General features: G+C 71.8%; 24 protein-coding genes. 7 read left to right on the top strand and 17 right to left on the bottom strand.

Features of this window, described 5'->3' with window-relative positions; all coding sequences use genetic code 11:
• Positions 1 to 1,189 precede the first annotated feature (1,189 nt).
• Positions 1,190 to 2,206: an acetamidase/formamidase family protein gene (locus tag R3E98_03835; GenBank protein MEZ4422514.1), complete on the bottom strand. Its 1,017-nt coding sequence runs from the start codon at positions 2,204 to 2,206 to the stop codon at positions 1,190 to 1,192.
• Positions 2,207 to 2,313: 107 nt separating this feature from the next.
• Positions 2,314 to 2,787 carry a hypothetical protein gene (locus tag R3E98_03830; protein MEZ4422513.1) on the bottom strand — a complete coding sequence of 158 codons (474 nt, stop codon included), beginning with the start codon at positions 2,785 to 2,787 and terminating at the stop codon, positions 2,314 to 2,316.
• 520 nt (positions 2,788 to 3,307) lie between these two features.
• Here R3E98_03830 and R3E98_03825 point away from each other — a divergent pair.
• Positions 3,308 to 4,516, top strand: coding sequence for a VCBS repeat-containing protein (locus R3E98_03825; GenBank protein ID MEZ4422512.1), 1,209 nt, complete (start codon positions 3,308 to 3,310; stop codon positions 4,514 to 4,516).
• A 102-nt stretch (positions 4,517 to 4,618) separates the two neighbouring features.
• Here R3E98_03825 and R3E98_03820 read toward each other — a convergent pair whose 3' ends face one another.
• Both R3E98_03820 and R3E98_03815 read right to left on the bottom strand, forming a co-directional pair.
• Positions 4,619 to 6,361 (bottom strand): amidase, encoded by a 1,743-nt coding sequence (locus R3E98_03820; GenBank protein ID MEZ4422511.1) that lies wholly within the window; start codon positions 6,359 to 6,361, stop codon positions 4,619 to 4,621.
• The gene (locus R3E98_03815; GenBank protein ID MEZ4422510.1) at positions 6,358 to 6,612 is read right to left on the bottom strand and encodes a hypothetical protein; all 255 of its coding nucleotides are present in this window, start codon (positions 6,610 to 6,612) and stop codon (positions 6,358 to 6,360) included. Before R3E98_03815 ends, R3E98_03820 begins: the two co-directional genes overlap by 4 nt.
• A gap of 304 nt (positions 6,613 to 6,916) precedes the next feature.
• Between R3E98_03815 and R3E98_03810 the strand changes: the two genes are divergently transcribed.
• Complete coding sequence (locus R3E98_03810; protein MEZ4422509.1) at positions 6,917 to 8,458, top strand: amidase; 1,542 nt, start codon at positions 6,917 to 6,919, stop codon at positions 8,456 to 8,458.
• A gap of 83 nt (positions 8,459 to 8,541) precedes the next feature.
• A complete protein-coding gene (locus tag R3E98_03805; GenBank protein MEZ4422508.1) occupies positions 8,542 to 9,510 on the top strand; it encodes a hypothetical protein in 969 nt (322 codons plus the stop codon).
• 6 nt (positions 9,511 to 9,516) lie between these two features.
• Here the strand turns inward: R3E98_03805 and R3E98_03800 are convergent, their stop codons facing one another.
• From R3E98_03800 to R3E98_03790, 3 genes are all read right to left on the bottom strand, one after another.
• Positions 9,517 to 9,981, bottom strand: a complete 465-nt coding sequence (locus tag R3E98_03800; protein MEZ4422507.1) for a prepilin-type N-terminal cleavage/methylation domain-containing protein — start codon at positions 9,979 to 9,981, stop codon at positions 9,517 to 9,519.
• Between the two features lie 225 nt (positions 9,982 to 10,206).
• Entirely contained in the window at positions 10,207 to 11,085 is an 879-nt protein-coding gene (locus tag R3E98_03795) for a tetratricopeptide repeat protein (GenBank protein MEZ4422506.1), read from the bottom strand.
• Between the two features lie 6 nt (positions 11,086 to 11,091).
• On the bottom strand, positions 11,092 to 11,943 hold the full coding sequence (locus R3E98_03790) for a Ku protein (GenBank protein ID MEZ4422505.1): 852 nt from the start codon (positions 11,941 to 11,943) through the stop codon (positions 11,092 to 11,094).
• Positions 11,944 to 11,969: 26 nt separating this feature from the next.
• Here R3E98_03790 and ligD point away from each other — a divergent pair, with 26 nt between their 5' ends.
• Positions 11,970 to 14,471 carry a DNA ligase D gene (gene ligD, locus R3E98_03785; protein ID MEZ4422504.1) on the top strand — a complete coding sequence of 834 codons (2,502 nt, stop codon included), beginning with the start codon at positions 11,970 to 11,972 and terminating at the stop codon, positions 14,469 to 14,471.
• Positions 14,472 to 14,553: 82 nt separating this feature from the next.
• Entirely contained in the window at positions 14,554 to 15,021 is a 468-nt protein-coding gene (locus R3E98_03780; protein MEZ4422503.1) for a hypothetical protein, read from the top strand.
• Between the two features lie 88 nt (positions 15,022 to 15,109).
• Here the strand turns inward: R3E98_03780 and R3E98_03775 are convergent, their stop codons facing one another.
• From R3E98_03775 to R3E98_03755, 5 genes are all read right to left on the bottom strand, one after another.
• Positions 15,110 to 16,411 carry a Zn-dependent hydrolase gene (locus tag R3E98_03775; GenBank protein ID MEZ4422502.1) on the bottom strand — a complete coding sequence of 434 codons (1,302 nt, stop codon included), beginning with the start codon at positions 16,409 to 16,411 and terminating at the stop codon, positions 15,110 to 15,112.
• Positions 16,408 to 16,827, bottom strand: coding sequence for a hypothetical protein (locus R3E98_03770; protein ID MEZ4422501.1), 420 nt, complete (start codon positions 16,825 to 16,827; stop codon positions 16,408 to 16,410). Before R3E98_03770 ends, R3E98_03775 begins: the two co-directional genes overlap by 4 nt.
• Complete coding sequence (locus tag R3E98_03765; protein MEZ4422500.1) at positions 16,824 to 17,342, bottom strand: histidine phosphatase family protein; 519 nt, start codon at positions 17,340 to 17,342, stop codon at positions 16,824 to 16,826. The genes R3E98_03770 and R3E98_03765 overlap by 4 nt, the downstream gene beginning before the upstream one ends.
• A 45-nt stretch (positions 17,343 to 17,387) precedes the next feature.
• The gene (locus R3E98_03760; GenBank protein ID MEZ4422499.1) at positions 17,388 to 18,422 is read right to left on the bottom strand and encodes a carboxypeptidase-like regulatory domain-containing protein; all 1,035 of its coding nucleotides are present in this window, start codon (positions 18,420 to 18,422) and stop codon (positions 17,388 to 17,390) included.
• A gap of 176 nt (positions 18,423 to 18,598) precedes the next feature.
• Positions 18,599 to 19,285, bottom strand: coding sequence for a DUF2461 domain-containing protein (locus R3E98_03755; GenBank protein MEZ4422498.1), 687 nt, complete (start codon positions 19,283 to 19,285; stop codon positions 18,599 to 18,601).
• Positions 19,286 to 19,384: 99 nt separating this feature from the next.
• On the opposite strand from R3E98_03755, the gene infA reads away from it, so the two are divergent.
• Positions 19,385 to 19,600: a translation initiation factor IF-1 gene (gene infA, locus R3E98_03750; GenBank protein MEZ4422497.1), complete on the top strand. Its 216-nt coding sequence runs from the start codon at positions 19,385 to 19,387 to the stop codon at positions 19,598 to 19,600.
• 39 nt (positions 19,601 to 19,639) lie between these two features.
• Here infA and R3E98_03745 read toward each other — a convergent pair whose 3' ends face one another.
• From R3E98_03745 to R3E98_03730, 4 genes are read right to left on the bottom strand one after another with little or no spacing between them, the layout of a single operon-like run.
• Positions 19,640 to 20,149 carry a hypothetical protein gene (locus R3E98_03745; protein MEZ4422496.1) on the bottom strand — a complete coding sequence of 170 codons (510 nt, stop codon included), beginning with the start codon at positions 20,147 to 20,149 and terminating at the stop codon, positions 19,640 to 19,642.
• On the bottom strand, positions 20,146 to 20,817 hold the full coding sequence (locus R3E98_03740; GenBank protein MEZ4422495.1) for an alpha/beta family hydrolase: 672 nt from the start codon (positions 20,815 to 20,817) through the stop codon (positions 20,146 to 20,148). The genes R3E98_03745 and R3E98_03740 overlap by 4 nt, the downstream gene beginning before the upstream one ends.
• Complete coding sequence (locus R3E98_03735) at positions 20,814 to 21,524, bottom strand: DUF72 domain-containing protein (protein MEZ4422494.1); 711 nt, start codon at positions 21,522 to 21,524, stop codon at positions 20,814 to 20,816. The genes R3E98_03740 and R3E98_03735 overlap by 4 nt, the downstream gene beginning before the upstream one ends.
• Positions 21,521 to 22,321, bottom strand: coding sequence for a DUF4105 domain-containing protein (locus R3E98_03730; GenBank protein ID MEZ4422493.1), 801 nt, complete (start codon positions 22,319 to 22,321; stop codon positions 21,521 to 21,523). The genes R3E98_03735 and R3E98_03730 overlap by 4 nt, the downstream gene beginning before the upstream one ends.
• Positions 22,322 to 22,453: 132 nt before the next feature.
• Between R3E98_03730 and R3E98_03725 the strand changes: the two genes are divergently transcribed.
• On the top strand, positions 22,454 to 22,822 hold the full coding sequence (locus tag R3E98_03725) for a phage holin family protein (protein MEZ4422492.1): 369 nt from the start codon (positions 22,454 to 22,456) through the stop codon (positions 22,820 to 22,822).
• Between the two features lie 51 nt (positions 22,823 to 22,873).
• Here R3E98_03725 and R3E98_03720 read toward each other — a convergent pair whose 3' ends face one another.
• Positions 22,874 to 25,252, bottom strand: a complete 2,379-nt coding sequence (locus tag R3E98_03720) for a serine hydrolase (GenBank protein ID MEZ4422491.1) — start codon at positions 25,250 to 25,252, stop codon at positions 22,874 to 22,876.
• Positions 25,253 to 25,290: the final 38 nt, after the last annotated feature.

Raw genomic sequence — 25,290 nt, 5'->3', positions numbered from 1 at the left:
CGCCCAGATCGATGCCGGTGCGCCACGCCAGCCAGTGCGCGCACGTGGGGTGACCGCCCAGCTCCCAGCCGCGCCGTCGGTCGAACTCCGCCACCAGCACCAGCAGACGATGCGTCGCCGAATGGATCGCGGACGCGAGATCCGCGATCTGGTCGCCCAGATCCTCGAGCGTGTCCAGCTCGCTGGTGGACAATGCGAAGGGAGAGGGAGCGGGCACCGCGCCCGACCGATCCGCATCGAGCGACGCTGTGATCGGCTCGTCGCTGTCGAACGAGGGCGTCGCGCACGGCTTGTCGGTGTCGAACGGAGGGGACGCGAGGTGTCCGTCGTGGTCGCACGGAGGGGACGCGAACGGTCCGTCGTTGTCGCACGAACGCGGCGTGAGCGGGGCGGGAAGAACCATGGGCGGCACCTCGAGCGAAGAGCGGAGATCAGGCGCGAGTCCTGCTCTTCAAAGATACGTGCCGCTTCATCGGCCCTCTGGCGAGCCGCAGGACCCACGAGATCGTCACGCGACACCATTCGGGCCGCGAACCCCTGCCCACGTGCGGGCACGCGCCCGCCGCACGCGTCTACGACCGCTTGTGCACCCCACCGGGGACGGCGACCGCGTCGCACTGCCCAAAGTCGTCCATGGCAGGATGGGACGATGTGAGCAACTGATGCGTGCTACACGAGCGCGAGTGGGTAGGCGGTACTCGCCGCCCGCGCACACCTGCCTATGGCAGGATGGGACGATGAGACGGCCCGTTCGCCCACCGAACGCTCTGCAAGAATGAACCCGTCCACGCCGCCTGGCACACCCACCCATCGCGACATGGGATGATGTGATCCGGCCGCGGTCATCGCCCACCGATCACGCTGCGGGACCAAACCCATCCACGCCGTCCGCGCACACCCGCCTACTGCAACATGGGACGATCCGATGCGGCCGCGGTCATCGCATCCGATCACGCGGAAGGACGGGACCGGCCCGCCTTGCCGCGTCCGCAGTCGTCCATCGCGGAATGGGACGACAGGATGAGCCGCGGTCCCCACGTGACATCGGTGACGCGGGAGGGATCACGTTCGCGAGCGGCCACGAGAGGTCGGACCCGCCGGTCGATGACCTCCTTCGCTCCCCATCCCACCAGACCCGGCTCAGCCCGTGAGGACCCCGATCCCCGCGGCACGCCGCGGCCCGATCGCCCTACCGGAAGATGGACTTGGGCAGCATGGCGTGGATGCCCTTGGTGCCGTCCACGACCTGCGTGACGCGCAGATCCACCACCAGCGAGCACAGGATGTAGGCGTCCTCGCGGGTAAGGCCGCGCTCCTCGACGAGGTACTTCACCATCTCGCGTGTTGCGAGGCGCGCCGCCTCGTCGAGGTCGGGATCCAGTCCCATGGTGATGACGTGGGTCGACGTCTCGGCGCGCGGCCACGTCAGATCCAGGTCCTTGCGCACCCGCACGCGCATGCGGCCCGACAGCGACGTCTCGATGGCCGTGCCGCTCACCTCCCCGTCGCCCTGGAGCGCGTGTCCGTCGCCGATGGAGAGCAGCGCTCCCGGCACGTGCACCGGCAGGTAGACGACGGAGCCGACGCCGAGCTCCTTGTTGTCGAGATTGCCCACATGATATCCGGGGGCGCGGCTGGAGACGCGACCGCTGAGCACGGGCGGTGCCACCCCGATCGAGCCGAAGAACGGCGCGAGCGTGAGACGGACCCCGGGGCTGAAGGCAGCGGTCCCTTCGTCGTCGAACCGGATGAGCTTGAGACCTGCATAGGGGAAGTCGTCCGGTAGCGTGCCGCCGCCCGGCGCGAACGCGCCCACTCCGAACGGGTGCATGTACCCGATGTCCTCGATGTGGACCTCGAGCACGTCCCCGGGCTCCGCGCCCTCCACGAAGATGGGACCCGTCATCGGGTGGGCGCCCGGGCCCCGGTCGGTCACCGCGCGCTCCACGGCCGCGAGCGCCTCGGGGATCTCGTCGGCACGCGCTCCCGCCATGCGCATCCGCTCGACGCCGCGCGCCACCATCGTCTCGAAGGTCACCGCGTCCCCCGAGCGGATCCGCAACACCGGAGCCAATGACGCGTCGTAGTAGCCCCAGTGCACGTTCGCCGGAACGAGCGGCAGATCGTGGACGCGCGACTGCTGTGCGCCGAGCGGGCGCGACGACAGCGGCGAAGCCTGGAGCGCGGCCGCCGCAAGGCCCGCCACCAGGATCCGATGCGGGGATCGACGCGATGCGACGCGGCGGGGCGCCCCTTCACGCGCCCCCGACGAGGCGAGCCGCAAGAACGAACCTGACATCCGGTACTCCTCCCTCATTCCCGTTGCAGGAACCACGGTTGCAGATCGAGACCCACGCGGACGTTGAATCCGAACGCGCCATAGTGGGAGAAGCCCGCTCCCCCGTACAGGTTCGGACCCCAGCGGTTCTCGCCCCCGACCGGTACCCCGACGAGCGCGGTCGCGGAGAGCCCCGTCGTGGACTCCGTCACGTCCATGCCGTTGAACGCGTAGTGGGTGCGCAGAACCGAGAGGGTGCCTTCGGCTCCGACCCATGCATCACGGTCCGCTCCCAGCAGCGCGGTCGAGCGGCGCACCTGGGCGCCGGCCTCCCACAGGCCGTCGTGACCGCCGTCGAAGCTGAGGTACGTGTAGCCGGCCACCGGGTGCAGCGTGGTCTCGTCGTCGAGGGACCACAGGCCCGGCGCGACGCGCACGCCGCCGCCGAACTCCCAGGGGCTCGAGGTGTGGGCCCAGGCGGCGCAGCCGCCGCCGGCGGACGCACCCACGAGGGCAAGCGCGAATCCGATGAAGCGGACTCCGCGGGTCGCACGTGTGGCACGGGACGTCCGGGTGGGGCAGGCCGTGGCGTGCCGACGGGACGCAGAATCAGGACGAGGGGAATCCATGGAACGCTCCGGTGAGGGGGACGCGCCGCGCGGGCAGCCCCGCAGCGACGCCGCCGAATGCGTCGAAGTGGGGAGAGTGTACGCCGCAGGAGCCGGAGCCGCCACGGGTTCGCCCCACCGACCCTCCCGCTCTAGCTTCCCCCGTGCGCGGGCAGAGCCGCACACGCGGGCGAACCCCGGCGGACCCCGGCGGACCCCGGCGGACTCAGCGGTCTCGCGCGCGCGGGCCAGCGCGCGGACGCCGCACGGTCTCGCGCGCGGGCCAGCGGGCGGACTCCGCGCGGTCTCCCGTGCACGGGCCAGCGGGCGGACTCCGCGCGATCTCCCGTGCGCGGGCCAGCGGGCGGAACTCCGCGCGGTCTCCCGTGCGCGAACCGGACGCGATGAACGAGAGGGAGCCATGTCGAGACGAGGATCCGTCGGAAGCGTGCTGTGGGTGGCGTTGGTACTCGGCGCCTGCGGGCCGGCCGCGGACGGCGGCGCCGACCCGCCGGACACGGCGGCCTCCGCGCGAACGGGTGTGGCGTCGTCGCCCCCACCGCTCCGCTTCGCACCGGCGGTCGCACTCGAAGACAGTGCCGAGACCACCGCAAACGCCAGCCTGGGGGATCTCGACGGCGACGGCGACCTCGACCTCGTGCTGGCCAAAGGTCGGCACTGGCCGCTCGTGGACCTGGTGCTCCTGAACGACGGGTCTGGAGGGTTCGCCGAGCGGCATGCGGTCGGGCCCAACCCCGATCGGACCTATACGGCTGCGCTGTCCGACCTGGACGGCGACGGCGACCTGGACCTGGTCGTAGGCAACGACCGACCCGACGCGAAGGTCCTGCATCGCAACGACGGGACGGGTCGGTTCACCGACGGCGGGACGTTCGGACAGGCCGAATGGTCGACGCGCAACGTGACCGTGGCCGACCTGGACGGCGACCGGAGACCGGACGTGATCGTGGCCAACCGCGGTGGCCCCGACAACAGGGCCGAGAACCATGTGTGCCTGAACGACGGAACCGGCCGCGTCCCCGACTGCACGGTGCTGTCGGGCAATTCGGCCACGACCATCGCGGCGGGGGACCTGGACGGGGACGGGGACATCGACCTCGTGGTGCCGCACCGCGACGGCGGGCAGAGCGAGGTGTTCCTCAACGACGGTCGGGGCCGCTTCGCGGCGCCGCTTCCGCTCGGCCCGCCCGATGCCGCCACGCGCGCGGTGGCCATCGGCGACATCACCGGCGACGGACGTCCGGACCTGGTCCTCGGCGACGGCTCGCGCGGCGGGGCGTTGCTCTACACGAACGCGGGCGCGGGAGGGTTCACCGGGCCGGAACCGATCGGCGACGAAGCCGACACGCCGTACGCGATCGCCATCGCCGACCTGAACGGGGACGGCACCCTGGACGTGATCCTGGGCAACCGGGAGACCCCCGGCCTCGTGCTCGTGAACCGTGGTCTACAGGACGGGTTCGCGTACGACACCGTGCGCTTCGGCGATGCCGCCGGCGCGGTGTACGGACTCGCGGTCGGGGACGTGGACGGCGACGGCTGTCCGGATGTGGTGGCAGCGCGCTCGGAGGCGCTCAGCATGCTGCACCGCAACGCCTGCACGCGCTGAGCGTGCGGCCACGTGGACGGGGGGGCTGACGGCGGAAGAGCCTCAGGGGCGGAGGTGTCCCTGGCTGACCGATGTCGATCGCGCGCTGCCCGGGCGTCGGCGCTACTCGCCGAGTTCCATCACGTCGCGCACGTCGATCCGTCCCCGATCGGGGCGCTCGTCGTCCCGGCGCTGCACGGGGGTGGGATCGGCCGGCTTCCTCCGATGCCACTCCGTCACGTCCTGATAGGCTGCGGCCACCGACAGCAGCCGCTCCTCGCCGAACGGTCGAGCGCCCAGCATCCCACCGATGGGCGTATCGGATCCGGTCGAATCCTCGAAGCCGATGGGGAACGCGATCAGCGGCAGGCCCACCATGTCGAAGGGGAAGGGCTCGGTCTGCACCACGACGTCGCACTGGGTGAAGAGCTGATCGAGGACGCGTCGGAGCAGCAGCATCTTGGCCCGCTGACCCCGCAGGTACTCGACACCCGGCAGCAGCATCCCGTTGATCCAGGGCGACAGCGACACCCCGAACAGCCGCACGTCCTTCTGCAGGTACTCGAGGAAGGGCTCGGTGCGCTCCGGAAGGCGCACGTTGTTCAGGTCCGAGCTGGTCAGCGCATCCCACGCCTCGGGCATCTGCACCTCCACGACCCGTGCGCCCAGCCGCTCCAGCTCCTGGAGCATGGCGGCGCGCGCGCGGGCTTCGGCCGCGGCGCGGCGCGCGCGCTGCTGCGCCCGCTCCTCGCGGCGTCGGCGCTGCTCCTCCGTCTCGTCCTGGGGCGGCTCGCCCTGGTCGGTGTCCGGCGTCGTGTAGTCGGGGATCACACCCACGGTCGTGGGCCAGCGCAACCGCGTGCGGCCGCCCGAACGCACCGGGGTGGCCGCTTGCGCGTAGTCCGGCACGGGGGGCAGCCCCAGCGTGCGGGGATCGTGGGGATCGGGACCGGCCATCACCTGGAGCATCAGTGCCGCGTCCAACGCGTCGCGCGCGATCGGCCCCGGGTGATCCCGCGTGTACGTGAGCGGGATGATCCCGTAGAGGGAGACCCGGCCCATCGTGGGCTTCAACCCGGTCAGCCCCTGCGCCGACGATGGCGACGTGATGGACCCGCCCGTCTGGGTTCCCGTGGACGACGAAGCCAGGCGGGCCGCGACCGCGGTGGCCGATCCGCTCGAGGAGCCGCCGGGGCTCACGTCCTCGTTCGTGGGAGCCCAGGCGTTGACCGTCGTGCGATCGCCGTCGGGCGTGGTGGCCGCGGTGGTGGCCAGCGGCCCCATCTGGGTCTTCCCGAGCACGATGCCGCCCGCCTCCTTGAGGCGCGCGACGGCCGTCGCGTCGTACTCCGGGATGAAGTCGGCGAAGATGTGCGAGTTGGCCGTCGTGGGGATGCCGGCCGTGTAGTAGTTGTCCTTGATCGCCAGGGGAATCCCGTGCAGCGCGCCGCGCCACGGCGCCCGCCCCAGGCGCTCGGCTTCGGCGCGCGCCTCGTCCGCGCGCACCAGGTTGAACGCATCGAGCGCGCCTTCGAAGCGGTCGATGCGCGCCAGATGGCTGTCCACCACGTCCAGCGGGCTCAGGCGCCCGTCCCGGATGAGGGTGGAGGCCTCGGCGAGCGTCAGCTCGGCGGTCTCGGCCACCTGCGTCAGACGCGTCAGGGCCTCGGCGCGCAGGTGCTCGGGCAGACGCACGGGTGCGCGCGAGCGCTCCCCGTCCCGGAGGCGGACGGCGGGCAGGGGCGCGCCCAAGGCCGCTCCGGGCGCGAGCGCGCCCCCCGCCGCAGCCAGCGACGTCAGCACGCCCATGCGCTCCAGGAAGGAGCGCCGGTCGAGGCGGGCGTCCTGCGGCTCGTGCGCGCTCATGGCATTCTCCCTTCCGTCTGCCCGAAGTCCGTGGACGGGTAGAGGATGGGCGGCACGGCCTGCGGATCGAGCGTCAGCGCGCGGATGGCCGCGGGCGTCCGGCGCAGGAAGCGTCGGGCCGACGACAGGATGCGGCGGCGGTCCGCGGGAGCCTCCTCGTCGTCCTCGGGAAGGACGCTCAGATCGATCCCCGCCTCCTTGAGGCGCGCCAGGATCATCGCGTCCAGCTCCTGATCGGTCAGCTCGGCCATCGGCCCTCCTGAGGGGTGCGCACGTCGACCAAGGCTAGCCGACGGAACTGGCCGACGCCAACCCGCTCAGCGACGACCCCGAGGCTTGCGCCCGGCGTGCCCCCACCCTACCCCTTCGGGATCGAGTCGTCTGCTTCATCATCCCAGGAGTTCCGTGGCCCCGCATCCCGAGGCCGGCCCGGGCGATCCCCCATCGCCCGATCGGGCCGAGCTGAGCCGCCGCGCGTTCGTCGGTCTGGGCGCCCTGGCCGCGTTCGGCACGGCGTGTGCGCCCGGTGAGGTCCCGCCCGAGGCGACGCAAGCGCTGCGCGCCGAGCCCGCCCCGGCTGCGACGCAATCAACCGCGTTCGCGCTCGACGAGGTCACGGTCGACGCGCTGCAGGAAGGGATGGCGTCCGGACGATGGACGGCGCGCGACCTGACGCGCATGTACCTCGAGCGCATCGAGGCCGTCGACCGGTCGGGGCCCACGCTGCGCTCCGTCATCGAGACCAACCCGGACGCGCTGGCGATCGCCGAGCGACTGGACGCCGAGCGGCGCGACGGGACGGTGCGCGGACCGCTGCACGGGATCCCCGTCCTCATCAAGGACAACATCGGCACCGCCGACCGCATGAACACGACGGCGGGGTCGCACGCGCTGGCGGGCGCATTCCCCGACACCGACTCGTTCGTCGCGCGCCAGCTCCGCGCCGCGGGTGCGGTCCTCCTCGGCAAGGCCAACCTGTCGGAGTGGGCGAACTTCCGCTCCACGCGCTCGTCCAGTGGGTGGAGCGGTCGCGGGGGCCAGTGCAAGAACCCGTACATCCTGGACCGCAACCCGTGCGGCTCCTCGTCCGGCTCGGGCGCCGCCGTCTCGGCGAACCTCTGCGCGCTCGCGGTGGGCACCGAGACCAACGGCTCCATCGTCTGCCCCTCCTCCGCGAACGGCGTGGTCGGCCTCAAGCCCACCCTCGGGTTGGTCTCTCGCTCCCGCATCATCCCGATCGCGCATTCGCAGGACACCGCCGGCCCGATGTGTCGCACCGTGAAGGACGCTGCGTATCTGCTGGGCGCGCTCACGGGCCTCGACGCCGAGGACGAGGCCACCGGAGCGTCCGAGGGCCATCGACAGACCGACTACACGCAGTACCTCCAGGCCGACGGTCTGCGCGGTGCCCGCATCGGGGTCGCGCGCGCCTACTTCGGCTTCCACGCCGACGTGGACCGCGTGCTGGAGGAGGCGCTCTCGGCCCTGCGCGCCGGCGGCGCGACGCTCGTCGACCCCGCCGACATCCCCACGCGTGGCGACATGGACGAACCGTCCTACCAGGTGCTGCTCTACGAGTTCAAGGCGGATCTGAACGCATACCTGGCGGGATTGGGCCCGTCGACCCCCGTTCATTCCCTGGCCGAGCTCATCGAGTTCAATCGCGCGAACCGCGAGCTCGAGATGCCGTGGTTCGGGCAGGAGATCTTCGAGGCCGCGCAGGCCAAGGGACCGCTCTCGTCCCCCGAGTACCAGGAGGCGCTGCAGACCATGCGGCGCCTGGCGGGACCGGAAGGCATCGACCGCGTCATGGACGAGCACCGCCTGGACGCGATCGTCGCGCCCACCGGCGGTCCCGCGTGGGTCACCGACCTCGTCAATGGCGACCACTTCGGGGGCGGCAGCTCGAGCCCGGCCGCGATCGCGGGCTATCCCAACCTCACGGTACCGGCCGGCGCCGTGCACGGTCTGCCCGTCGGGCTCTCGTTCTTCGGACGCGCCTGGAGCGAACCCGTGCTGCTACGCATCGCGTATGCCTTCGAGCAGGCCACCCGACACCGCACCGTCCCGCTGTTCCGACCGACCCTGGGGCTCTGACGACGGCACCCGGCCGGTCCAGCGTTGGCGCGGCCCGGTAGCGCCGGATACGTTGCAGTCCCACCCCCGGACCGGAGGCAGCGGTGTCCACCGATCCCGCCGAACGCGTTCAACGCCGGGTCCTGCTGCTGGTCCTGCTCGCGTTCCTGCCCTCCGTCGCGCTGTACGTCTACGCCAACGGCGCCTTGCGGCGCACCGAGCTGGCGGGCCACGAGGAGGCACTCCTGCACGCGGCCCGTGGCATCGCGGCCCACCACGACCAGAACGTGCAGGAAGCCACGCGGTTGCTGGCCACGCTCGCCGAGGTGGACGCCGTCCGCAGCCTGGAGCGGGGGCGCTGCAGCGAGCTGCTGGCGCGCGTCCTCCCGCACACGCCACAGTTCACGACGCTGTCCGTCATCGGCGGCGACGGCTTCCTGGCCTGCGGCTCCATCACCGCCGGCGGCGACCTCTACCTGGGCGACCGCGCCTACTTCACCCGGGCCACCACGGAGAACCGGCCGGCCGTGGGCGACTTCGCGCTGGGCCGCCTGACGGGCAAGCCCGGCCTGGGGGTGGCCGTCCCCATCGCCACGCCGTCGGGCCTTCCCGGCGTCGTGGCCACCACGCTGGACCTGACCCGCATCGGCACCTGGGCGGAGTCGGTCGAGCTCCCCGAGGACGTCTCCCTCACCCTTCTCGACCGGGACGGCATGGTCCTGGTGCGGCGCTCCAATGGCCCTCCGCCGCTCGAGGGCGACACCCTGGGCACGCCGGCACCGCCGGGCTTCCCGCCCCGGCCCCTCAACTTCACGCCGCTGCTGCTGGACGGGACCGACCTGGACGGCACCGGCCGTCGGTTCGGCGTGGTCGCGCTCCGCGGCGACGGGGTGGAGCCGGTCGGCTACATCGCGGTGGGCCGACGGCGCGACGCGCTCAATGCGGAGGCGTCGCGCATCTTCCACACCGAGCTGGCGCTGCTGGGGTTCGCGGCGCTGGCCATGCTCGCGGCCGCGTCCGTGATCGCCCACTTCGCCTTCGCCAGCCACGACCGCACGCAGCGCGGCGGCTGAGCGGCGTCAGCGGATGATGGAGTTGTTGGGGTTGGGGGCCGAGGGGGGCACGCCGAAGGGCTGCTGGCCGCGCGCACAGGCGACCGTCCCCGCCTGTTGGGCCGGCCAGACCCCGCTGGCCGCGGAGAGGTGGTGGAAGACGGAGCAGCGGACGTCGGGATCGCGACGGCTGGTGGCCACGGCGGACCACCCGTCCTGGGTCGCCTCGCTCACGACGAGATCGACCCCTTCGCTGGGTACGAAGCCCAGCTCGGCGAGGTCCGTGGAGTAGCTGGGCCGCCCGTCCGCCACGTATTGCTCCTGCGCCAGGCGCAACCGGTACAGGTCGGCGGCGAGTGCGGCCCCGAGGGCCCGCGTCCGGACGCGGTCCAGACGCGGGATGGCGGCGGCCACCAGGATCCCCAGCACGACGAGCACGATGAGCAGCTCGACGAGCGTGATGCCTCGACGGCCCTCTGTACGACCCACCATCAGCGTTCTCCGGGACCGGATGCCCCCGGCCCGTGCGTCCGACCCGCGGGCGCGAAGGCTACTGCCCCCGGAACCGCCGCGCCAGCGCAACGTCGGCCGCCGGGAGGCTCGGGAGGGCGCCGTCCGGGGAGCCGGAGCCCGTCCGTCGGGGCGGACCGGCACGACCCCCGCGGCCGCGCCCGGTCGGCCGGAGGCGGGGGCGGCGGGGGTGGACCGGGAGGCGCGTCAGCGGGCGCGCGACAGCCGCCGGTACTCCACCAGGTGGTGGAGCGCGTCGGTCTCCCGCCCCATGGCCTCGTACAGGCGCGACAGGTTGAAGTGGGGCTCGGGCCGCCCGGGGTCGGCCACCAGGGCGCGCGCGTAGGCGCGGACCGCTTCGGCCTCCCGACCCAGATCTTCGAGGGCCACGCCCAGGTTGAAGGCGGCGGTGGCGCTTCGCGGATCCAGCTCGGCGGCCCGTCCGTAGTGATCCACCGCCAGGTCGAGCCGACCTTCCTGGTGGAGCAGACGGCCCAGGTTGGCGTGGGCGTCCGCGAGGTCGGGATCCAGCTGGAGGGCCCGGCGATAGGCGGCCTTGGCCTCCGGGGTGGAGACGTCCTCCAGGTCGATGGCCCGGTCGAACCATTCCGTGGCCGTGCTGCCCTGCAGCCGGGGTTCCACCCAGGCGTCGGCGACGATGTCGTCGGCCGGCTCCAGGACGGCGGTGGCCGTCCCGGGCGGAGGGGGCTCGGGCAGCGTGAAGTTGAAGTAGCGCTGCCCGGTCTCCGGCGCCCAGACCCCTTCACGGTCCCGTGCGATGACCGTCTCGCCCAGCGCGTCCACGCGGATGGCGCTCAGCGGCAGGTCGTCGGCGAGCTGCTCCCGGAGGCCGTGCAGCGCCTTGCGCACCGCGTGGAGCGGGATGCGGGAGCGCTGCAGCTGGGCGCCCATCCGGAGCAGCACCAGGTCCTGGAAGGAGAAGCGGTAGTCCCCCCGCGGCCCCTTCACGGGTTCGATCAGACCGGCGTAGACGAAGGAGCGCACCTGGCGGGGCGACAGCCCCATGACGTCGGCCACCTCGGCGGTGCCGTAGCCCTGGGATTCGCTGTAGACCACGACGGCCATGCGGCCCTACCCTGCCGCCCGCTTCCGGGCGGTCTTGGACGCGTCCTTCTTCTCGGCGCGGGCGGGCGGCTTGCGTTCCTTGCCCCCGTCGGCGGCCAGGCTGGCCTTCAGCGCCTCCATGAGGTCGATGATCTTGGTCTCCGGCTCCACCTCTGCCGACACCGTGATCTGCTCCCCCTCCACCTTCTTCTGGATCAGGGCTTCGACCCGCTCGCGCACCTCGTCCTGATAGGCGGATGGATCGAACCGCTCCTTGGCGGCCTGGTCGATGAGCTGGATGGCGAGCTTGAGCTGCAGCTCGTCCACCTTGCCCTCCTCGAGGTCCACCTCGGAGAAGGCCCGCAGCTCGTCCGGGAAGTAGAGCTGCTCGAGCATGAGCCCGTCCTCCATCGGACGGATCATCACCAGGTGCGTGCGGCCGCGGGCGGCGTAGGTTCCGATGGCCACCCGGTCGGTCTCCCGCAGGGCAGCCGACAGGAGCCGATAGGCCTGGGCCCCGCCCTTGTCCGGACCGAGGTAGTAGCCGCGATCGTAGTAGAGCCGGTCGACCGTGTCGGCCGGCACGAACTCCTTGATCTCGATGCTGTTGGTCGACTGGGCCTCGATGGCCTTGAGCTCGTCGGGCTCGAAGGTCACGTACTGGTCCTTGGCGAACTCGAAGCCTTTGATCATGTCGTCGCGGGAGACGACCTTGTCCGTCGTAGGATCGACGTACTGCTGCTTGACCCGCTTCCCCGTCGCCTTGTTCAACCAGTTGAACGAGATCTTCGACGACGATTCAGCGGTCGAGTAGAGCTTGGCGGGAATCGACACGAGCCCGAACGAGATCGTGGCTGCCGCGATCGGACGTGCGCTCATGGGATCAAGAATATAGGCCAGGGTCCATGCCGGCAAGAAAGAGCGATCCCCTAAAGCCATACCGTGCAAAGCGATCCCCTTCCGCCACGCCGGAGCCCTTCGGGGGAGGGGTCCTGCCGGGCGCGAATCGCTTCGTGGTACAGATGCATGCGGCCACCCGGCTCCACTACGACCTGCGGCTGGAGCTGAACGGCGTCCTGCTCTCCTGGGCGGTACCCAAGGGCCCCTCCCCCAACCCGGCGGACAAGCGCCTGGCGGTCCACACGGAGGATCACCCTCTGGAATACTACGATTTCGAGGGCGTGATCCCCGAGGGCAACTACGGCGCGGGCGGCGTGATCGTCTGGGACGCCGGCACCTGGATCCCCCTGGAGGATCCCGAGGAGGGCCTGGAGAAGGGCAAGCTCCTCTTCAACCTGCGCGGCTACAAGCTGCAGGGCCGCTGGACCCTGGTTCGCACGAAGACCGACTGGCTCCTGATCAAGGAGCGCGACGGGTGGGTGCGGGAGGAGGGCACGGAGCTGTATCCGACCGAGTCCATCTTCTCGGGCCTGACGGCGCAGGAGGTCAAGGCCGGGTCCAGCAAGGGATCCGCCCTGATCGAACGCCTCGAAGCGGAGGGCGCGCCCGCGCGCGACGTGGACCCGCGCACGCTGCGGATGATGCTGGCGGAGGCGCGCGCCAAGGCCTTCACGCGGGAGGGATGGATCTTCGAGATCAAGTACGACGGATACCGTCTCCTGGGCGCGCGCAACGACGGCAAGGCACGTCTGATCTCCCGCAACCACAACGATCTCACGGCGACGTTCCCCGAGATCGAGCGCGCCGTGCGCGGCTTGCCCTACGACGGACTGATCCTGGACGGCGAGGCGGTGGTGCACGACGAGCAGGGCCTGCCCAGCTTCCAACGGCTGCAGAAGCGGGGACGCCTGACCCGCCGCACGGACGTGCTGCGCGCCTCGGTGGAGCTGCCGGCCACGTACTACGCCTTCGATCTGCTGGCGCTCGAAGGGCACGACCTCCGCCCGCTTCCGCTCCTCGAGCGCAAGGCCCTGCTGCGGGAGCTCCTTCCGCCGATCGGGCCCATCCGCTTCTCGGACCACATCCCCACGCAAGGCGAGGCCATGTTCGACCATGCGACCCGCATGCGTCTCGAGGGCATCGTGGCCAAGGACGCGAACGCGCCCTACGTGGCCGGACGATCCAGCAAGTGGATCAAGATCCGCACGGTGGAGACGGACGACTTCGTCGTGGTGGGATGGACGGAGGGGACCGGCACGCGGGACGCCTTCGGCGCGCTGCACCTGGGGCTGTACGACGGCGACACCCTGGTCTACAGCGGGCGCGTGGGCACCGGCTTCGACCGGAAGACCCTGCAGGCCATCGGCGAGCGCCTGGACGCGCTGCCCGCCGCGGATGCTCCCTCGGCGGGGCCGGTGCCCACGGGCGCCGGTCACCACTGGGTGGCACCCGACCTCGTGGCCGAGGTGCGCTACAAGGAGGTCACGGACGACGGCATGCTCCGGCAGCCGTCGTTCGTACGGCTCCGGGAGGACAAGCCGCCCACGGACTGCGTCCTCCGCCTGCGGACCGACACGCTGGAGGAGCCGGTCGAGGTCGTGAACGACGCGGCTGCGAGGGTGGTCCACTTCACCAACCTCGACAAGGTGTTCTGGCCGGCGGAAGGGTACACCAAGGGCGACCTCATCGAGTACTACCGCACCATCTCCCCCGCCCTGCTCCCGTACCTGGCGGACCGGCCGCTCGTGCTCACCCGCTACCCGGACGGCATCGAGGGCAAGAGCTTCTACCAGAAGAACGCGCCGGACTTCGCGCCGGACTGGCTCCGGCTGGAGACGGTGTGGAGTGAGAGCTCCGAGAAGGAGCTGCGGTACTTCGTGTGCGACGATCTCGAATCCCTGCTCTACGTGGCCAATTCCGCGGCCATCCCGCTGCACGTGTGGTCGAGCCGCGTCGCGACGCTCCAGCATCCCGACTGGTGCATCCTGGACCTCGATCCCAAGGACGCGCCGTTCGCCGACGTGGTGGCGTGCGCGCTGCTCATCCGCGAGGTCACCGACGAGATCGGCCTGCCCGCGTTCATCAAGACGTCCGGATCGACGGGACTGCACGTGCTGATCCCGCTCGGCGGCCGCTGCACCTACGACCAGTCCCGCACGCTCGGCGAGCTGCTGGCCCGGGTGGTCGTGCAGGAGCTGCCCGATCAGGCCACCGTCACGCGCAATCCCAGGAAGCGCGAAGGGAAGGTCTACGTGGACTTCCTGCAGAACCGCTCCGGGCAGCTCCTGGTGGCCCCGTTCTCGGTGCGCCCCCTCCCGCACGCCCCGGTCTCGACACCGCTCCACTGGAGCGAGGTGGACGACACGCTCGACCTGCGCGACCACACCATCCGCTCCGTGCCCGAGCGGGTGCGCCGGCAGAAGCGCGACCCCTTCGAGGGGCTGCTCACGCTGAGGCCGGATCTGGTGGGGGCGCTGTCCCGTCTGGCCGGGCGCTTCCGCGGGTAGCGGCCCCTTCCGGGGGCGTGCGACCCCGGGGCGTCCGTTCCCGGCCCGCTCGCGCGTTTCCCTCTGAACCCGGAGGAGACGCATGACCCGAAGCCGTAGACGCTGCCTGACCGCCGTGTTCATCGTGGCAGTCCTCCAGCACGCGTGTGACGCGTCCTCGCCCGCGGACCTGCGGCTCGAGGAGCTGTCCTCCGCGGTGACGTTCGGCTCCGGCGCGCCGGCCTCGTGGGCGCGCGATCCGGTGGAGATCCTGCGTGGCGCCGTCGCCGGAGACACGCTGACCCTGGAGGTCCGCTACGGTGGCGGGTGCGCGGAGCATCGCTTCCAGGTGGTGGGTCAGGGTTCCTTCCAGGAATCGTGGCCCGTGGGACTGGCGCTCATCCTCGCCCACGACGCAGGAGACGACCCCTGCGACGGGCTTCTGCAGACCACCCTCCGCTTCGACCTGACCCCGGTCGCGGAGCGGTACCGCGCGTCGTACGGCGCCTCCAGCGGGATCGTGCGGCTCCACCTGGAGGGGCTCGCGCACGCGCTGGACTACCGCTTCTGAGGAGAGAGCCGGGGGCGGCAGCGGGGGGAGCCCGCGAGGTCGGGCGCCCGTGTCAGCGCACCGGTGCACGTCCGTGCGTGTGGACGCGTCAGTCCGCGTCGGCGGCCAGCACCGTGCCCAACAGGACGTTCGCGCCCTGCACGATGTGCGGGTCCCGCGTGAGCTCGTCGGGGGAGTGGCTGATCCCGTCCACGCTCGGCACGAAGATCATCCCGATGGGACCGAGCCGCGCCATGCTCTGCGCGTCGTGCCCGGCGCCGCTCGGCAGGCGCAGCGTCTCGAGGCCCAGCGCTTCGGCGCTGGCCTCGACATGGCGGCGCAAGCGCTCCTCGGTCGGCGCCGCGTAGCTGACGTAGTACGGCTCGAACGAGACGCGTCCCCCGGCCCCGTCGGCGATCGCCTCGGCGCGCGCACGCACGTCGGCGAAGAGCGCGTCGATGGTCTCCATGCGCAGATCGCGGATCTCCAGCGTGTGCACCACCCGGCCCGCGATCACGTTGGCCGCACCCGGGAACGCCTCGATCTGCCCGACCGTGCCCACGTGGGTTCCGGGCCGCGCCCGGAGCACGTCGTCGATGGCCACCACCACGCGCGCGGCCAGGACCATCGCGTCCGTCCGGTCGGGCATGGGCGTGGTGCCGGCGTGGTTCTGATGCCCCTCCACGGTCACGCGCCAGCGCCGGATCCCCACGATGCCTTCCACCACCCCGATCGGGATCCCCCTGCGGTCGAGCACACCCCCCTGCTCGATGTGCAGCTCGAAGAAGGCCGCGACGGAGTCGGGGCCGCGCGCGGCCTCGGCCAACCGGGCGGGATCCCCGCCGATGCGCGCCAGACCTTCCCCGATGGTGAAGCCGCTCGCGGTGGGCAGCGTCATCTCCTCCGCGCCCACCTCCCCGGCCAGCGCACGGCTCCCGGTCTTGCCGCCCTCCTCGTTGGGGAAGATCAGCACCTCGAGCGGATGCCGCAGCCGGACTCCGCTGTCCAGCAACGTATGCGCAACCTCGACGGCTGCCGCCGATCCCACCTGCCCGTCGAAGTTCCCGCCTTCGGGGACGGAGTCGATGTGCGAGCCCAGACAGATCGGGGCCAGGTCCTCGCGGCCCGGACGACGCCCGACCAGGTTGCCCGCCACGTCGACGTGCACGTCCAGCCCGGCCGCACGCATCCAGTCGGTGAGGTAGGCGCGCGCGGCCAGATCGGCGTCGGAGAACGCGACGCGGGAGATGCCGCCCTCGGGCGTGGCGCCGAAACGCGCGAGGCCGTGGAAGCGCTCCAGCAGGCGCGGCCCATCCACGGACGGCGCGGCGCCGCGGCCGGACCATCCCACGAATGGCGCGAGCGTCAGCGGTCCCAGCGCCGTCACGAACCCGCGTCGCGTGGGAGTCACCGTCGCCCCCCCGCCATGCGCAGCAGCGCGCGTTCATTGCGCCGGAGCGCGTACGTGAGCACCGCCACGGACAGCACGGCGTTGAGCACGCGGAACAGGGAGTGCGGCGCCGCCGGATCACCACCCGCGAGGACGGCATCGGAGAGCGCCACGATCGGCAGCCACAGGCCCACGAAGATCAGGGTCAGATTGAGCGCGCTCTCGGCGATGCCCGCGACCGGAGCCCACCGCGGCCGCCAGCGGCAGACCGCACCGATCGCGAGCAGGCCCACATAGTAGGCGGCACGCGCGCGCGGCGTGGACAGCGCGACCCGCACGGGCGCCTGCACGAGGACATCCAGCACCCAGAACAGCAGCGTCCCACCCAGATAGTAGGCGCTCAAGAACGCGGACGCGTCCGGGCGCCGCGTGCTCATCCGTCCAGGTCCTTCGGGCGCACGAAGTCCACGAGCGTGGCGCGTGTCCACTCCACGTCACGCCAGGCCTCGACGTCCACGTCGAAGACGGCCAATGCGCAGGTGGGGTACTTGGTCTCCAGCCGCTCCACGTCCTTGCGGCGGCCGTCGCCCACCAGCCGACGGGCCAGCTCCTCCATGCCGGGATTGTGGCCCACGAGCATCAGGCGGTCCTCGGACGAGCGCACGGCCTGGATGCGCCGCAGCAGCGTCGACGGCGCCGCCATGTAGATCGTCCGGTCCTGCTCGACCTCCGGGTCCTCACCCAGCTCGGGGGCCACCGCCTGCCAGGTCTCGACCGCGCGTCGGGCCGGCGAGCACAGCACCCGGTCCGGGATCCATCCCTGCGCCCGCAGGTGGCGTCCCATCCGGGGGGCGTCCGCGCGGCCGCGGGGCGCGAGCGGACGATCGAAGTCGTCGAGCGTGGGGTCGTCCCAGCTGGACTTGGCGTGGCGGAGCAGCAGCAGTCGCTTCATGCCGGACGTCTTACCGATCCGGCTCCGCCCGGGCAAGGTCGACGCTCAGCGCGTCGCGCGGATCGAATCCCGGACCGGCAGGAAGGGCACGGAATCCCCCGGAGAGACCAGCCACCCCTCGTAGCGCTGGTAGCGCTCCTTGTAGGTGCTGCCTTCGAGCCGCCGCCAGAACATGCCTTCGGCGGGCAGCGGCCAGGGCCGCGCCTCGGGTCCGGCGTTGGCAAAGACCACCCGTCCCCCGGCGCCCTCCTCCGGCGGCTCCGTACGGAAGGTCCACTCCGCCCACGTCAGCGTGGTGTCGGCAGCGGACACCTTGAGCAGCCCACGGATGCTGGGCCGATCCTCGTCCTTGGGGCAGAACCGGAGCAGCCATCCGTCGGCCGTCTGCTCCTCGACCGAGAAGCGGTGCAGCTTCCCGAACACGGGGTCGACGAAGTGGGTGGCGAAGTCGGCCTCGAGCGGCGGGTAGCCCCACGCGACGTACATGCCATCGGGGCTGGCTGCCGACAAGCGGCGCGCGTATCCAGTGCGCTCCACCCGTCGGGCCCAGCTGGCGCGGAAGAGCGGGGCCGAGCCGCGCTGCTGGGTCCCGGGATGCTCGACGTCGAGCGGACCCAGCTCCGAGATCGGCACCGCTGCGATGGCCGAGGCGAGGTAGGTCGCGATCCCCAGGTCGGCGATCCCCCGGTCATAGCGATCGGTGGCCGCCTCCCAGAGCGCGCGCGCCTCGTGGTCCTCCTCCACCCGGCACACCGGCTCCTCCACCCCCACGACGATCCCGTCGAGGACCACGGGGTCGGCCCGCATGCGGTAGGTGCGCTCGGTCAGGCCGGATTCGACCTCGGGGCGCATGGCCTGGTAGCCCAGCCGGTACAGGTACAGACTACGGGCCCGCTCGGCGATCGGGCGGGTGAACGCGAACCGCCCCTCGCCGTCGCTGCGGGTCGTGGCGAGGCGGTCGGAGGCGCTCCATGCCTCGACCAGCACGTCGGCCAGGGGCGCACCGGCGTCGTCCACCACGCGCCCCCGGATCTGGGCGGCCAGGGGACCGGTCCCGGCGACGCAGAGGACCAGAGCCATCCAAAGGATTCGTCGTGCCATCCCCGGGTACTAGCGGAGCCGCCCGCGTCGTGTTCCCGCGAGGGTGGCGCGCCCCTCGGGGGCGTTCGCGGAGGTGCGGTCCCGGCCATCGCCGGCCGCCGGGACAGGTCCGGTGCCGCGGTGTCCCTGCCTCGGGTCCGTCGCGCTCTCCGGGGTCAGAACGGCACGCCTACCGCCTCGCAGAGGAACCGCATGAAGGGGGTGGCCTCCCGGCACAGCGTGCCCAGGTGCCGGTCCAGGTCGGGGCGGGTGAGGTCGTCCGGCGCCAGGGCGGCCACGGCGATGAAGTCCTTGCGCTTCAGGTCGTCGATGGCCGGGTGGTCGGCGTCGTACCCGCGCGGCGGGCGGACCAGGCTGTGGCCGGCCAGCTCGAAGCGGCGCGCGAAGGCGCGCCCGTTCCGCGCGCGACCCCAGGCGGCGGGATCCTCTGCGATGCGCTCCCGCACCCGCTCCAGGGCGTCGCGCTCGGGCCGCCACATCCCCACACCCAGGAACGCCTGGGTCGGCTCGGCGTGCAGATAGAAGCCGGGCGCGTGCGCGGTCCGGGCCTGCTCGTGCCGGAAGTGGATGCCCAGATGGGTCTTGTAGGGGCTCTTGTCCTTCGAGAAGCGCACGTCGCGGTGGATCCGGTAGAGCGAGCCGCCGACCGGTCGCGGGTCGGCCCGGAAGTGCGGGGAGACCGTGTGCAGCCGGGGTCCGAAGGCGGCGATGAAGGCCAGCGCGGGCTCCTTCAGGGTCGCCTCGTAGCGGTCCCGGTTGTCCTCGAACCAGCCCCGGCGGTTGTTGTCGGCGAGATCCTGCAGGAAGCGGAACAGGTCGGGGGTGAACCAGGGCTCGGCCACGCGGTCTCCAGGAGGTCAGGGGGATTCTCGTTGCTCGGGCGCTGGCGCCGAGGTACTATCTTCGGGGACGTTGAACGCTTCTGATCTGGAACGGAGTGGATGGCCAACGACGCGATCGAAATGGAAGGCACCGTCACCGAGGTGCTTCCGAACGCCAATTTCCGCGTGCAACTCGAGAACGGGCACGAGATCCTCGCCTACCTCTCGGGCAAGATGCGCAAGTTCTACATCCGCGTCCTCGAAGGGGACCGGGTGAAGGTCGAGATGTCGCCCTACGACCTGACGCGCGGCCGCGTCACGTATCGGTACAAGTAGCCCCCCGCCTCCTCCGTCCCGTCCGGGACGGATCCTCCTTCACCGCTCGTCCTCCGGTTCGCTGCGCGAGGCGTCGTCGTCGAGGCGCGCCACCCATTCCTCGATCCGGCGGCGGGTGCCGTCGGGCAGGCGCGGATCGGTCAGCAGCTCCTCCAGCTTTCCGATGAGCGAGTCGGCGCCGCGGGCCCCCGCGGCGAACAGGCCGTCCTCGCGGGCGTCCGCCTCGCGGGCCGGCTGGTAGAGGCTGAGCCACAGATCCCAGCGCTCCCCGAAGCGCAACACCCGGTAGAAGCGCTTGCCCAGGTGGGGTCCGCCCACCGCGAGGTCGAGCAGGAAGACGACCGCGGCGATGGGGCCCAGGATCAGGTCCATGGCGCCGTCCAGCAGCAGCTTCAGCTCGAAGATGAGGAAGTCGCGCACGAGCACCTGCCGGCTGGGGGCCCGCTCGGCCGTGAGCGCGCCCAGACGGCCGTCCGCGCCACAGGCGCTGCAGCGCGGTGCTTCGGCGTCGGGCCAGGGCGCGCCGCACTCCGCGCAGCGGGCGCTCACGACCCCGCCCCGGCCGTCCAGGCCGCGAAGGTGGCGACGGCCTCGTCGAGGACCTCCTCTCCGGTGCGTCCGTCCTTCTTGCGGGTGTGGAAGCCGTGGTCGGCCCCGGCGAGCACGTGCAGGGTGGCCGGCGCGTGCACCCCGGCCAGGACGGAGGCCAGCAGCGCGGGCGCGCCCAGGGCGTCCCGCTCGCCCTGGAGGAAGAGCATGGGGACGTCCACGTCCGACAGGTGGGCCGCCCGCTCGGTGGACGGCCGCCCGGCCGCGTGGAGCGGATAGCCGAAGAAGAGGAGCCGCTGCACACCGGGCAGCGGCGCCTCGGCCTGGGCGAGCGAGGTCATGCGGCCCCCCATGGACTTGCCCCCGGCCCAGAGCGGCAGGTCCGTGTGCGCGGTGGCCGCTGCCACGGCTGCCCGGACGGTCGCCAGCAGCACGGGTCGGGCGTCGGGCCGCTTGCTGCCCCGCTCCATGTACGGGAACTGATAGCGCAGGGTGCCTACGCCCACGCCCGCCAGGCGCGCGGCGACCGCGTCCATGAAGGCGTGGCGCATCCCGGCGCCGGCCCCGTGCCCGAACACGTAGAGGCCGCGCGCGTCCGGGGGCTCGCGGAGCAACGCCGTCACGGCACCAGCGCCCGGCACGTCCAGGGTCCACACACGCTCGCTCATCGGGCCGCCTCCACGTGTTCCAGGAAGCGGGCCGCCAACGCCGGGCCGGTGCCCTCGTCCTCGTGTTTGAAGAAGACGTAGAGATCCTCCGCGTCCAACGCCACCAGCCGTCGGGCCCACTCACCCACGTCCGCATCCGTGTAGGCCACGCGCCGCAGCCGCGCATAGACGAAGGGGGCCGTGCGCTCCACCCGTAGGAGATCGTCCTCGTCGGCGTCCGCGATCACCCACGCCGCGCCCGCGGCTTCCAACGCGGCGCGGACGGCGGGCTCGGCCGCCCAGGACGGATGGCGGAACTCGAAGGCACACCGGAACCCGCGCGGGACCTGGTCCAGGAAGCCCTCCAGGCGAGGCACGTCCACCTTCAGGTTGGGGGGCAGCTGGACGAGCGTGGGGCCGAGCTGTGTCCCCAGCGTCCCCGCGGTGGCCACCCAGTAGTCCATCTCGTCCCCCGCATCCTTCAGGCGCTTCCGGTGCGTGATCCTCTGGGACGCCTTCAGGACGAACTGGAAGGTGTCCGGCACCTGTGCGCGCCATCCCTCCAGCACCGACACGCTCGGCATGCGGTAGAAGGTGTTGTTGATCTCCACGCTCGCGAACCGCTCCGCGTAGAAGCGCAGCATGTCCGCATTCTTCAGATCCTCCGGATAGAAGGACCCCTTCCACTCCTTGTAGGCGAAGCCGGACGTGCCCACCCGCACCGTCATTGCGTCTCCCGGATGCGGGTGGAGAACGCCGGGTCGACCCAGTGCGTGCGCGCCCGGTCACCGACCCGGAAGCGCGCGCGGGCCTCCTCCAGCGTCAACTCGGTGTCGATGAGCCCGTTCTCGAGCGCGACCCGGTCGGAGTACCCGGGCAGCAGGATCCCCGGGCCATAGCGGATGTGGCGGGGGCTGACGCGATTGACGTGCGCGAGGATGTTCGTCGTGCAGTTGTTGAAGAGCGTGTTGTAGAACTCCGGCCGCTCCCGCAAGGCGTTCGCCCGTTCCAGCATCTCCACGAAGAGCGCGCGGACCCCTTCGGGGGTGGCGCGGATGGGGTAGAGATACACGTCGTCCTCCCGATGCACCGCGCGTACGCCGAGGAGGTCCTTCTCCTCACCCACGACGTAGATGACCTGGAAGCGGCGGAGCATCCCCCCGAGCATCGAGTACGGTCTGCCCATCTGTCGGCGCGCCTCCACCGACACGGACACGAAGGTGGAGTCGGCGAACCCGAACGTGAGGAACGAGTGGGCCGGCCCGCGCCAGTCGGTGGAGAACGGCACCAGGACGTACCAGACCGACTCCAGGGCGTCCAGATCGAACGTGCGCGTCTCGTAGCGCGGGACGTACTCGCTGGCGGAGCGGTACTCGAAGTTCCGGTACCCCTGCACCGTGACCGTGCGGCCGGCGAACTCCACCCGGGGCAGCTCGGCGTGGTCGTCCGCCCAGGGCCCGGCGATGGGTGGAGCCAATGTCCACCACGCGCCGGCCGCCGCCGCTGCCAGGGTCAGGACCAGCATCAGCATCCACATGCGGCGCGAGCCTTTGGGAGTCACGGGACCGGATCTACCTTCGGGGGAACCGCACCTGACACCGGCGCGCTGCCGACCGCGTAGGGTCGGCCAGCCCGTCCACGCCAGCCGGATCCGTCCATGCGCGCGCTGCTGCTCCGACTCCTGGTCAACGCCGTCGCCCTCTGGGCCGCCGCCCGCCTGGTGGACGGGGTCTCCCTCGTGGGGGAGCCGATCGACATCGTGATCGTCGCGGCGATCTTCGGGCTGGTCAACGCGCTGCTCAAGCCTCTCGTGACGTTCTTCAGCTTCCCGCTGATCGTCGTCACGCTCGGTCTCTTCACGCTGGTGGTCAACGCCGCCATGCTGGCCGTCACGTCCTCCCTGTCGTCGGTGTTGGACGTGGACGGGTTCGGCCCGGCCCTCCTCGGGGCCCTGGTGGTCTCCATCGTCAGCATGCTGCTCAACTGGCTCGTCCGGGACGAGGGCGACACCCGCAGACGACGCTGAGGCCTGCAAGGCCGGGGCCTGGCCCGCAGCGCCGGGCGAGGCGGAGCGGCCTCAACGCCCGATCCGGTCGAAGGTCTGGTTCCCGAGGGCGTACTCGCGCCACTCCCCATGATCGAAATGCCACCACTCCCATTCGTAGACGTGGAAGCCCTCGTCTTCCATGGCCTCGCGCAACCGCTCGCGTAGCCAGCGCTCACGATCGCTGCCCCCGGGATAGTCCGGGAAGGCCCGGTCGGAGAACTCGTCGTAGCCGCTGACCATCCGGATGGGCTCGCCGGTGCGCAGGTCGTAGAGCGTCAGGTCCACCGCCGCGCCGCGGTTGTGCCGCGACCCCGAGGCGGGATCGGCGACGAACAGGCGCTGCTCCGGCGGGGTCGCATCCCAGAACATCTTCGTCACGTACCAGGGACGGTAGCCGTCGTGCACCAGCAGTCCGTACCCGTCCCGCGCCAGCGCGCGGTGGGCGCGCACGAGCGCCTCCGCGGCGGGCCGTTGCAGGAATGCGCGGGGCTCGTCGTAGAAGCGCGCGCCCATGAAGTTGTTCGTCGTCGCGTAGCGCACGTCCAGGCGGATCGAGGGGTCGAGCGTCACCAGCTCCACGAGCTCCGTCGGGCGGAAGCGGCCCTCCTCCACGGGCGGAGACGCCGCCAGGGCCTCGGGTCTCAGCTCCTCCGCCGTGCGCGTGGGCTCGATCCGGAACGTGCTGCCGTCCTCACCGGAGAGCGCACGCCGCTCGAAGACCACCGAACCCGCCAGCACGGCCCGCGTGGCGCGTCCATCCGCGTCGCGCTCGAAGACCAGCGTCTCGTGGTCGTACAGACCCCGATCGGGGAACCGGAAACGGTCGGGCCCCTCCTCGATCAACGGGTAGCGGAAGAACCACTCGATGAGCGCCTGCAGCTGCCCGTCCTGTTCCAGGACGTAGAGCGTGTTGTGGTCCCACCCGTACTCGCCGATCAGCCCCTCCCAGCGGGCGGGAGGTGGCGGCGGCAGGGGCCGCTGCGTACGGCGCAGCACCGTCCCGTCGGCGGAGACGAGCCCCTCGGCCGCTTCGACGAACCGCGCCCCCCAGGCGGTGCGGTCGTCGACGACGAGCGTGTCGCCGAGCGCGCGGAGCTCGGCCACGGAGCCGCCCGCCACCGGGTCCAGGAACAGCCGGCCGGCCCGCTCGTGCAGATCGAAGGAGGCCGTCCCGTCCGGGCGGACATAGCGCCCCTCCAGGCGCTCGGCGCGCTCGGGCGCCAGCGGGGACGTGGAGACGAGCTCGGGCAGCGGCCCACCGGCCCGGATGGCCAGCGCGGTGCGCAGCGCCGCGTCGGCGATGCGCTCCACGACAGGATTGGCGATGTCCAGGGACGTGACGGCCACGACGCCCAGGCGCTCGTCGGGAAGGGCGGCGAGCTCGGTGGCGAACCCGTAGATCGCGCCCCCGTGCCGCACGACGCGGTGGCCGTCCAGCGCATCGATGAAGAACCCGAGCCCCGCCCCGTCGGCCGTGCCCGCCGGCTGGAACTGCGGGGTCCACATCGTGTCCAACGTGGCCTGCTCCACGATGCGACCCCCCTGCCCCACGCCCCCGGCGAAGAGCATGCCCAGGAACCGTCCGAGGTCGAGGACGGTCGTGTACATGCTGCCGGCGGGCGCCATGCCGAGTTGGAACCCGGGCGCCGGGGTCTCGCGTCCGTCGAGGGTCCACATGGACGCCCGGGCGAGCCGCTGCTGCAACGCCGGACCCGGCTCGAAGGCGCTGCTCTCCATCCCCAGTGGGGCCAGCACGTCGCGCTGCAGCAGGCCCGCGAAGTCCTCGCCCGTATGCTGCTCCAGCGCGTAGCCCACCACGGCGATCCCGGCGTTGGAGTACTTGGTGCGCGTGAGCGGCGGATAGACCAGGCGGGTCTTGCCCAGGCTCTGCACGGTGGCGAGCAGCGTGGGCCCGGTGTCGTCGAAGTAGTGGCCCACCGGCGGCTCGCGCACGAGACCTGAGCGGTGCGACATGAGCTGCCGCAGCGTGATCGGCGTGCCCTCGTCGGGGGGCAGCGCCCCCGCCACGAGGTCCGCGAGCGGCGCGTCCAGGTCCAGCGCGCCCTGCTCCACCCGCTGCATGACGGCCAGGTCGGTGAACAGCTTGGACACGGAGCCGACCCGGTAGACGGTGGTGGCGCTGGCGGGAACCGAATCGGCGGGCCGCTCCCACCCGAAGCCTTCGGCCCAGACGGGCGTCTGGTCGTCCACGAGCACCACGGACACCGCCGGGAGGCCCTTCGCCTCCATCTCGGTCCGGATGAACGCCCGCAGCCGCTCGACCCCCTCTTCCCACCCCGCGGCCGGGTCGATGCGTTCGGGGTCGCCGGACGGAGGTGCGGACGGGGTGCACGCAGCCAGGACGACGGCCAGCAGGGCCGGCCGGAGCCGGACTGGAACGGCCCGCATGGAGCACTCCTCCCGTTCGAGGCAGGCGCGGTCGTTGC

This window comes from Gemmatimonadota bacterium (assembly GCA_041390125.1).
GTDB lineage: Bacteria > Gemmatimonadota > Gemmatimonadetes > Longimicrobiales > Gaopeijiaceae > JAGQIF01.
Note: the sequence above shows the minus strand (reverse complement) of the source record. Positions and strands in the feature narration are given on the sequence as shown.

Excerpts from the sequence above, each read along its gene's own strand:
- R3E98_03825 (MEZ4422512.1), top strand. The coding sequence starts at position 3,308 with ATGTCGAGACGAGGATCCGTCGGAAGCGTGCTGTGGGTGGCGTTGGTA.
- R3E98_03820 (MEZ4422511.1), bottom strand. The coding sequence starts at position 6,361 with ATGAGCGCGCACGAGCCGCAGGACGCCCGCCTCGACCGGCGCTCCTTC.
- R3E98_03815 (MEZ4422510.1), bottom strand. The coding sequence starts at position 6,612 with ATGGCCGAGCTGACCGATCAGGAGCTGGACGCGATGATCCTGGCGCGC.
- R3E98_03800 (MEZ4422507.1), bottom strand. The coding sequence starts at position 9,981 with ATGGTGGGTCGTACAGAGGGCCGTCGAGGCATCACGCTCGTCGAGCTG.
- R3E98_03795 (MEZ4422506.1), bottom strand. The coding sequence starts at position 11,085 with ATGGCCGTCGTGGTCTACAGCGAATCCCAGGGCTACGGCACCGCCGAG.
- R3E98_03790 (MEZ4422505.1), bottom strand. The coding sequence starts at position 11,943 with ATGAGCGCACGTCCGATCGCGGCAGCCACGATCTCGTTCGGGCTCGTG.
- ligD (MEZ4422504.1), top strand. The coding sequence starts at position 11,970 with ATGCCGGCAAGAAAGAGCGATCCCCTAAAGCCATACCGTGCAAAGCGA.
- R3E98_03780 (MEZ4422503.1), top strand. The coding sequence starts at position 14,554 with ATGACCCGAAGCCGTAGACGCTGCCTGACCGCCGTGTTCATCGTGGCA.
- R3E98_03770 (MEZ4422501.1), bottom strand. The coding sequence starts at position 16,827 with ATGAGCACGCGGCGCCCGGACGCGTCCGCGTTCTTGAGCGCCTACTAT.
- R3E98_03765 (MEZ4422500.1), bottom strand. The coding sequence starts at position 17,342 with ATGAAGCGACTGCTGCTGCTCCGCCACGCCAAGTCCAGCTGGGACGAC.
- R3E98_03760 (MEZ4422499.1), bottom strand. The coding sequence starts at position 18,422 with ATGGCTCTGGTCCTCTGCGTCGCCGGGACCGGTCCCCTGGCCGCCCAG.
- infA (MEZ4422497.1), top strand. The coding sequence starts at position 19,385 with ATGGCCAACGACGCGATCGAAATGGAAGGCACCGTCACCGAGGTGCTT.
- R3E98_03740 (MEZ4422495.1), bottom strand. The coding sequence starts at position 20,817 with ATGAGCGAGCGTGTGTGGACCCTGGACGTGCCGGGCGCTGGTGCCGTG.
- R3E98_03735 (MEZ4422494.1), bottom strand. The coding sequence starts at position 21,524 with ATGACGGTGCGGGTGGGCACGTCCGGCTTCGCCTACAAGGAGTGGAAG.
- R3E98_03730 (MEZ4422493.1), bottom strand. The coding sequence starts at position 22,321 with ATGCTGGTCCTGACCCTGGCAGCGGCGGCGGCCGGCGCGTGGTGGACA.
- R3E98_03725 (MEZ4422492.1), top strand. The coding sequence starts at position 22,454 with ATGCGCGCGCTGCTGCTCCGACTCCTGGTCAACGCCGTCGCCCTCTGG.
- R3E98_03720 (MEZ4422491.1), bottom strand. The coding sequence starts at position 25,252 with ATGCGGGCCGTTCCAGTCCGGCTCCGGCCGGCCCTGCTGGCCGTCGTC.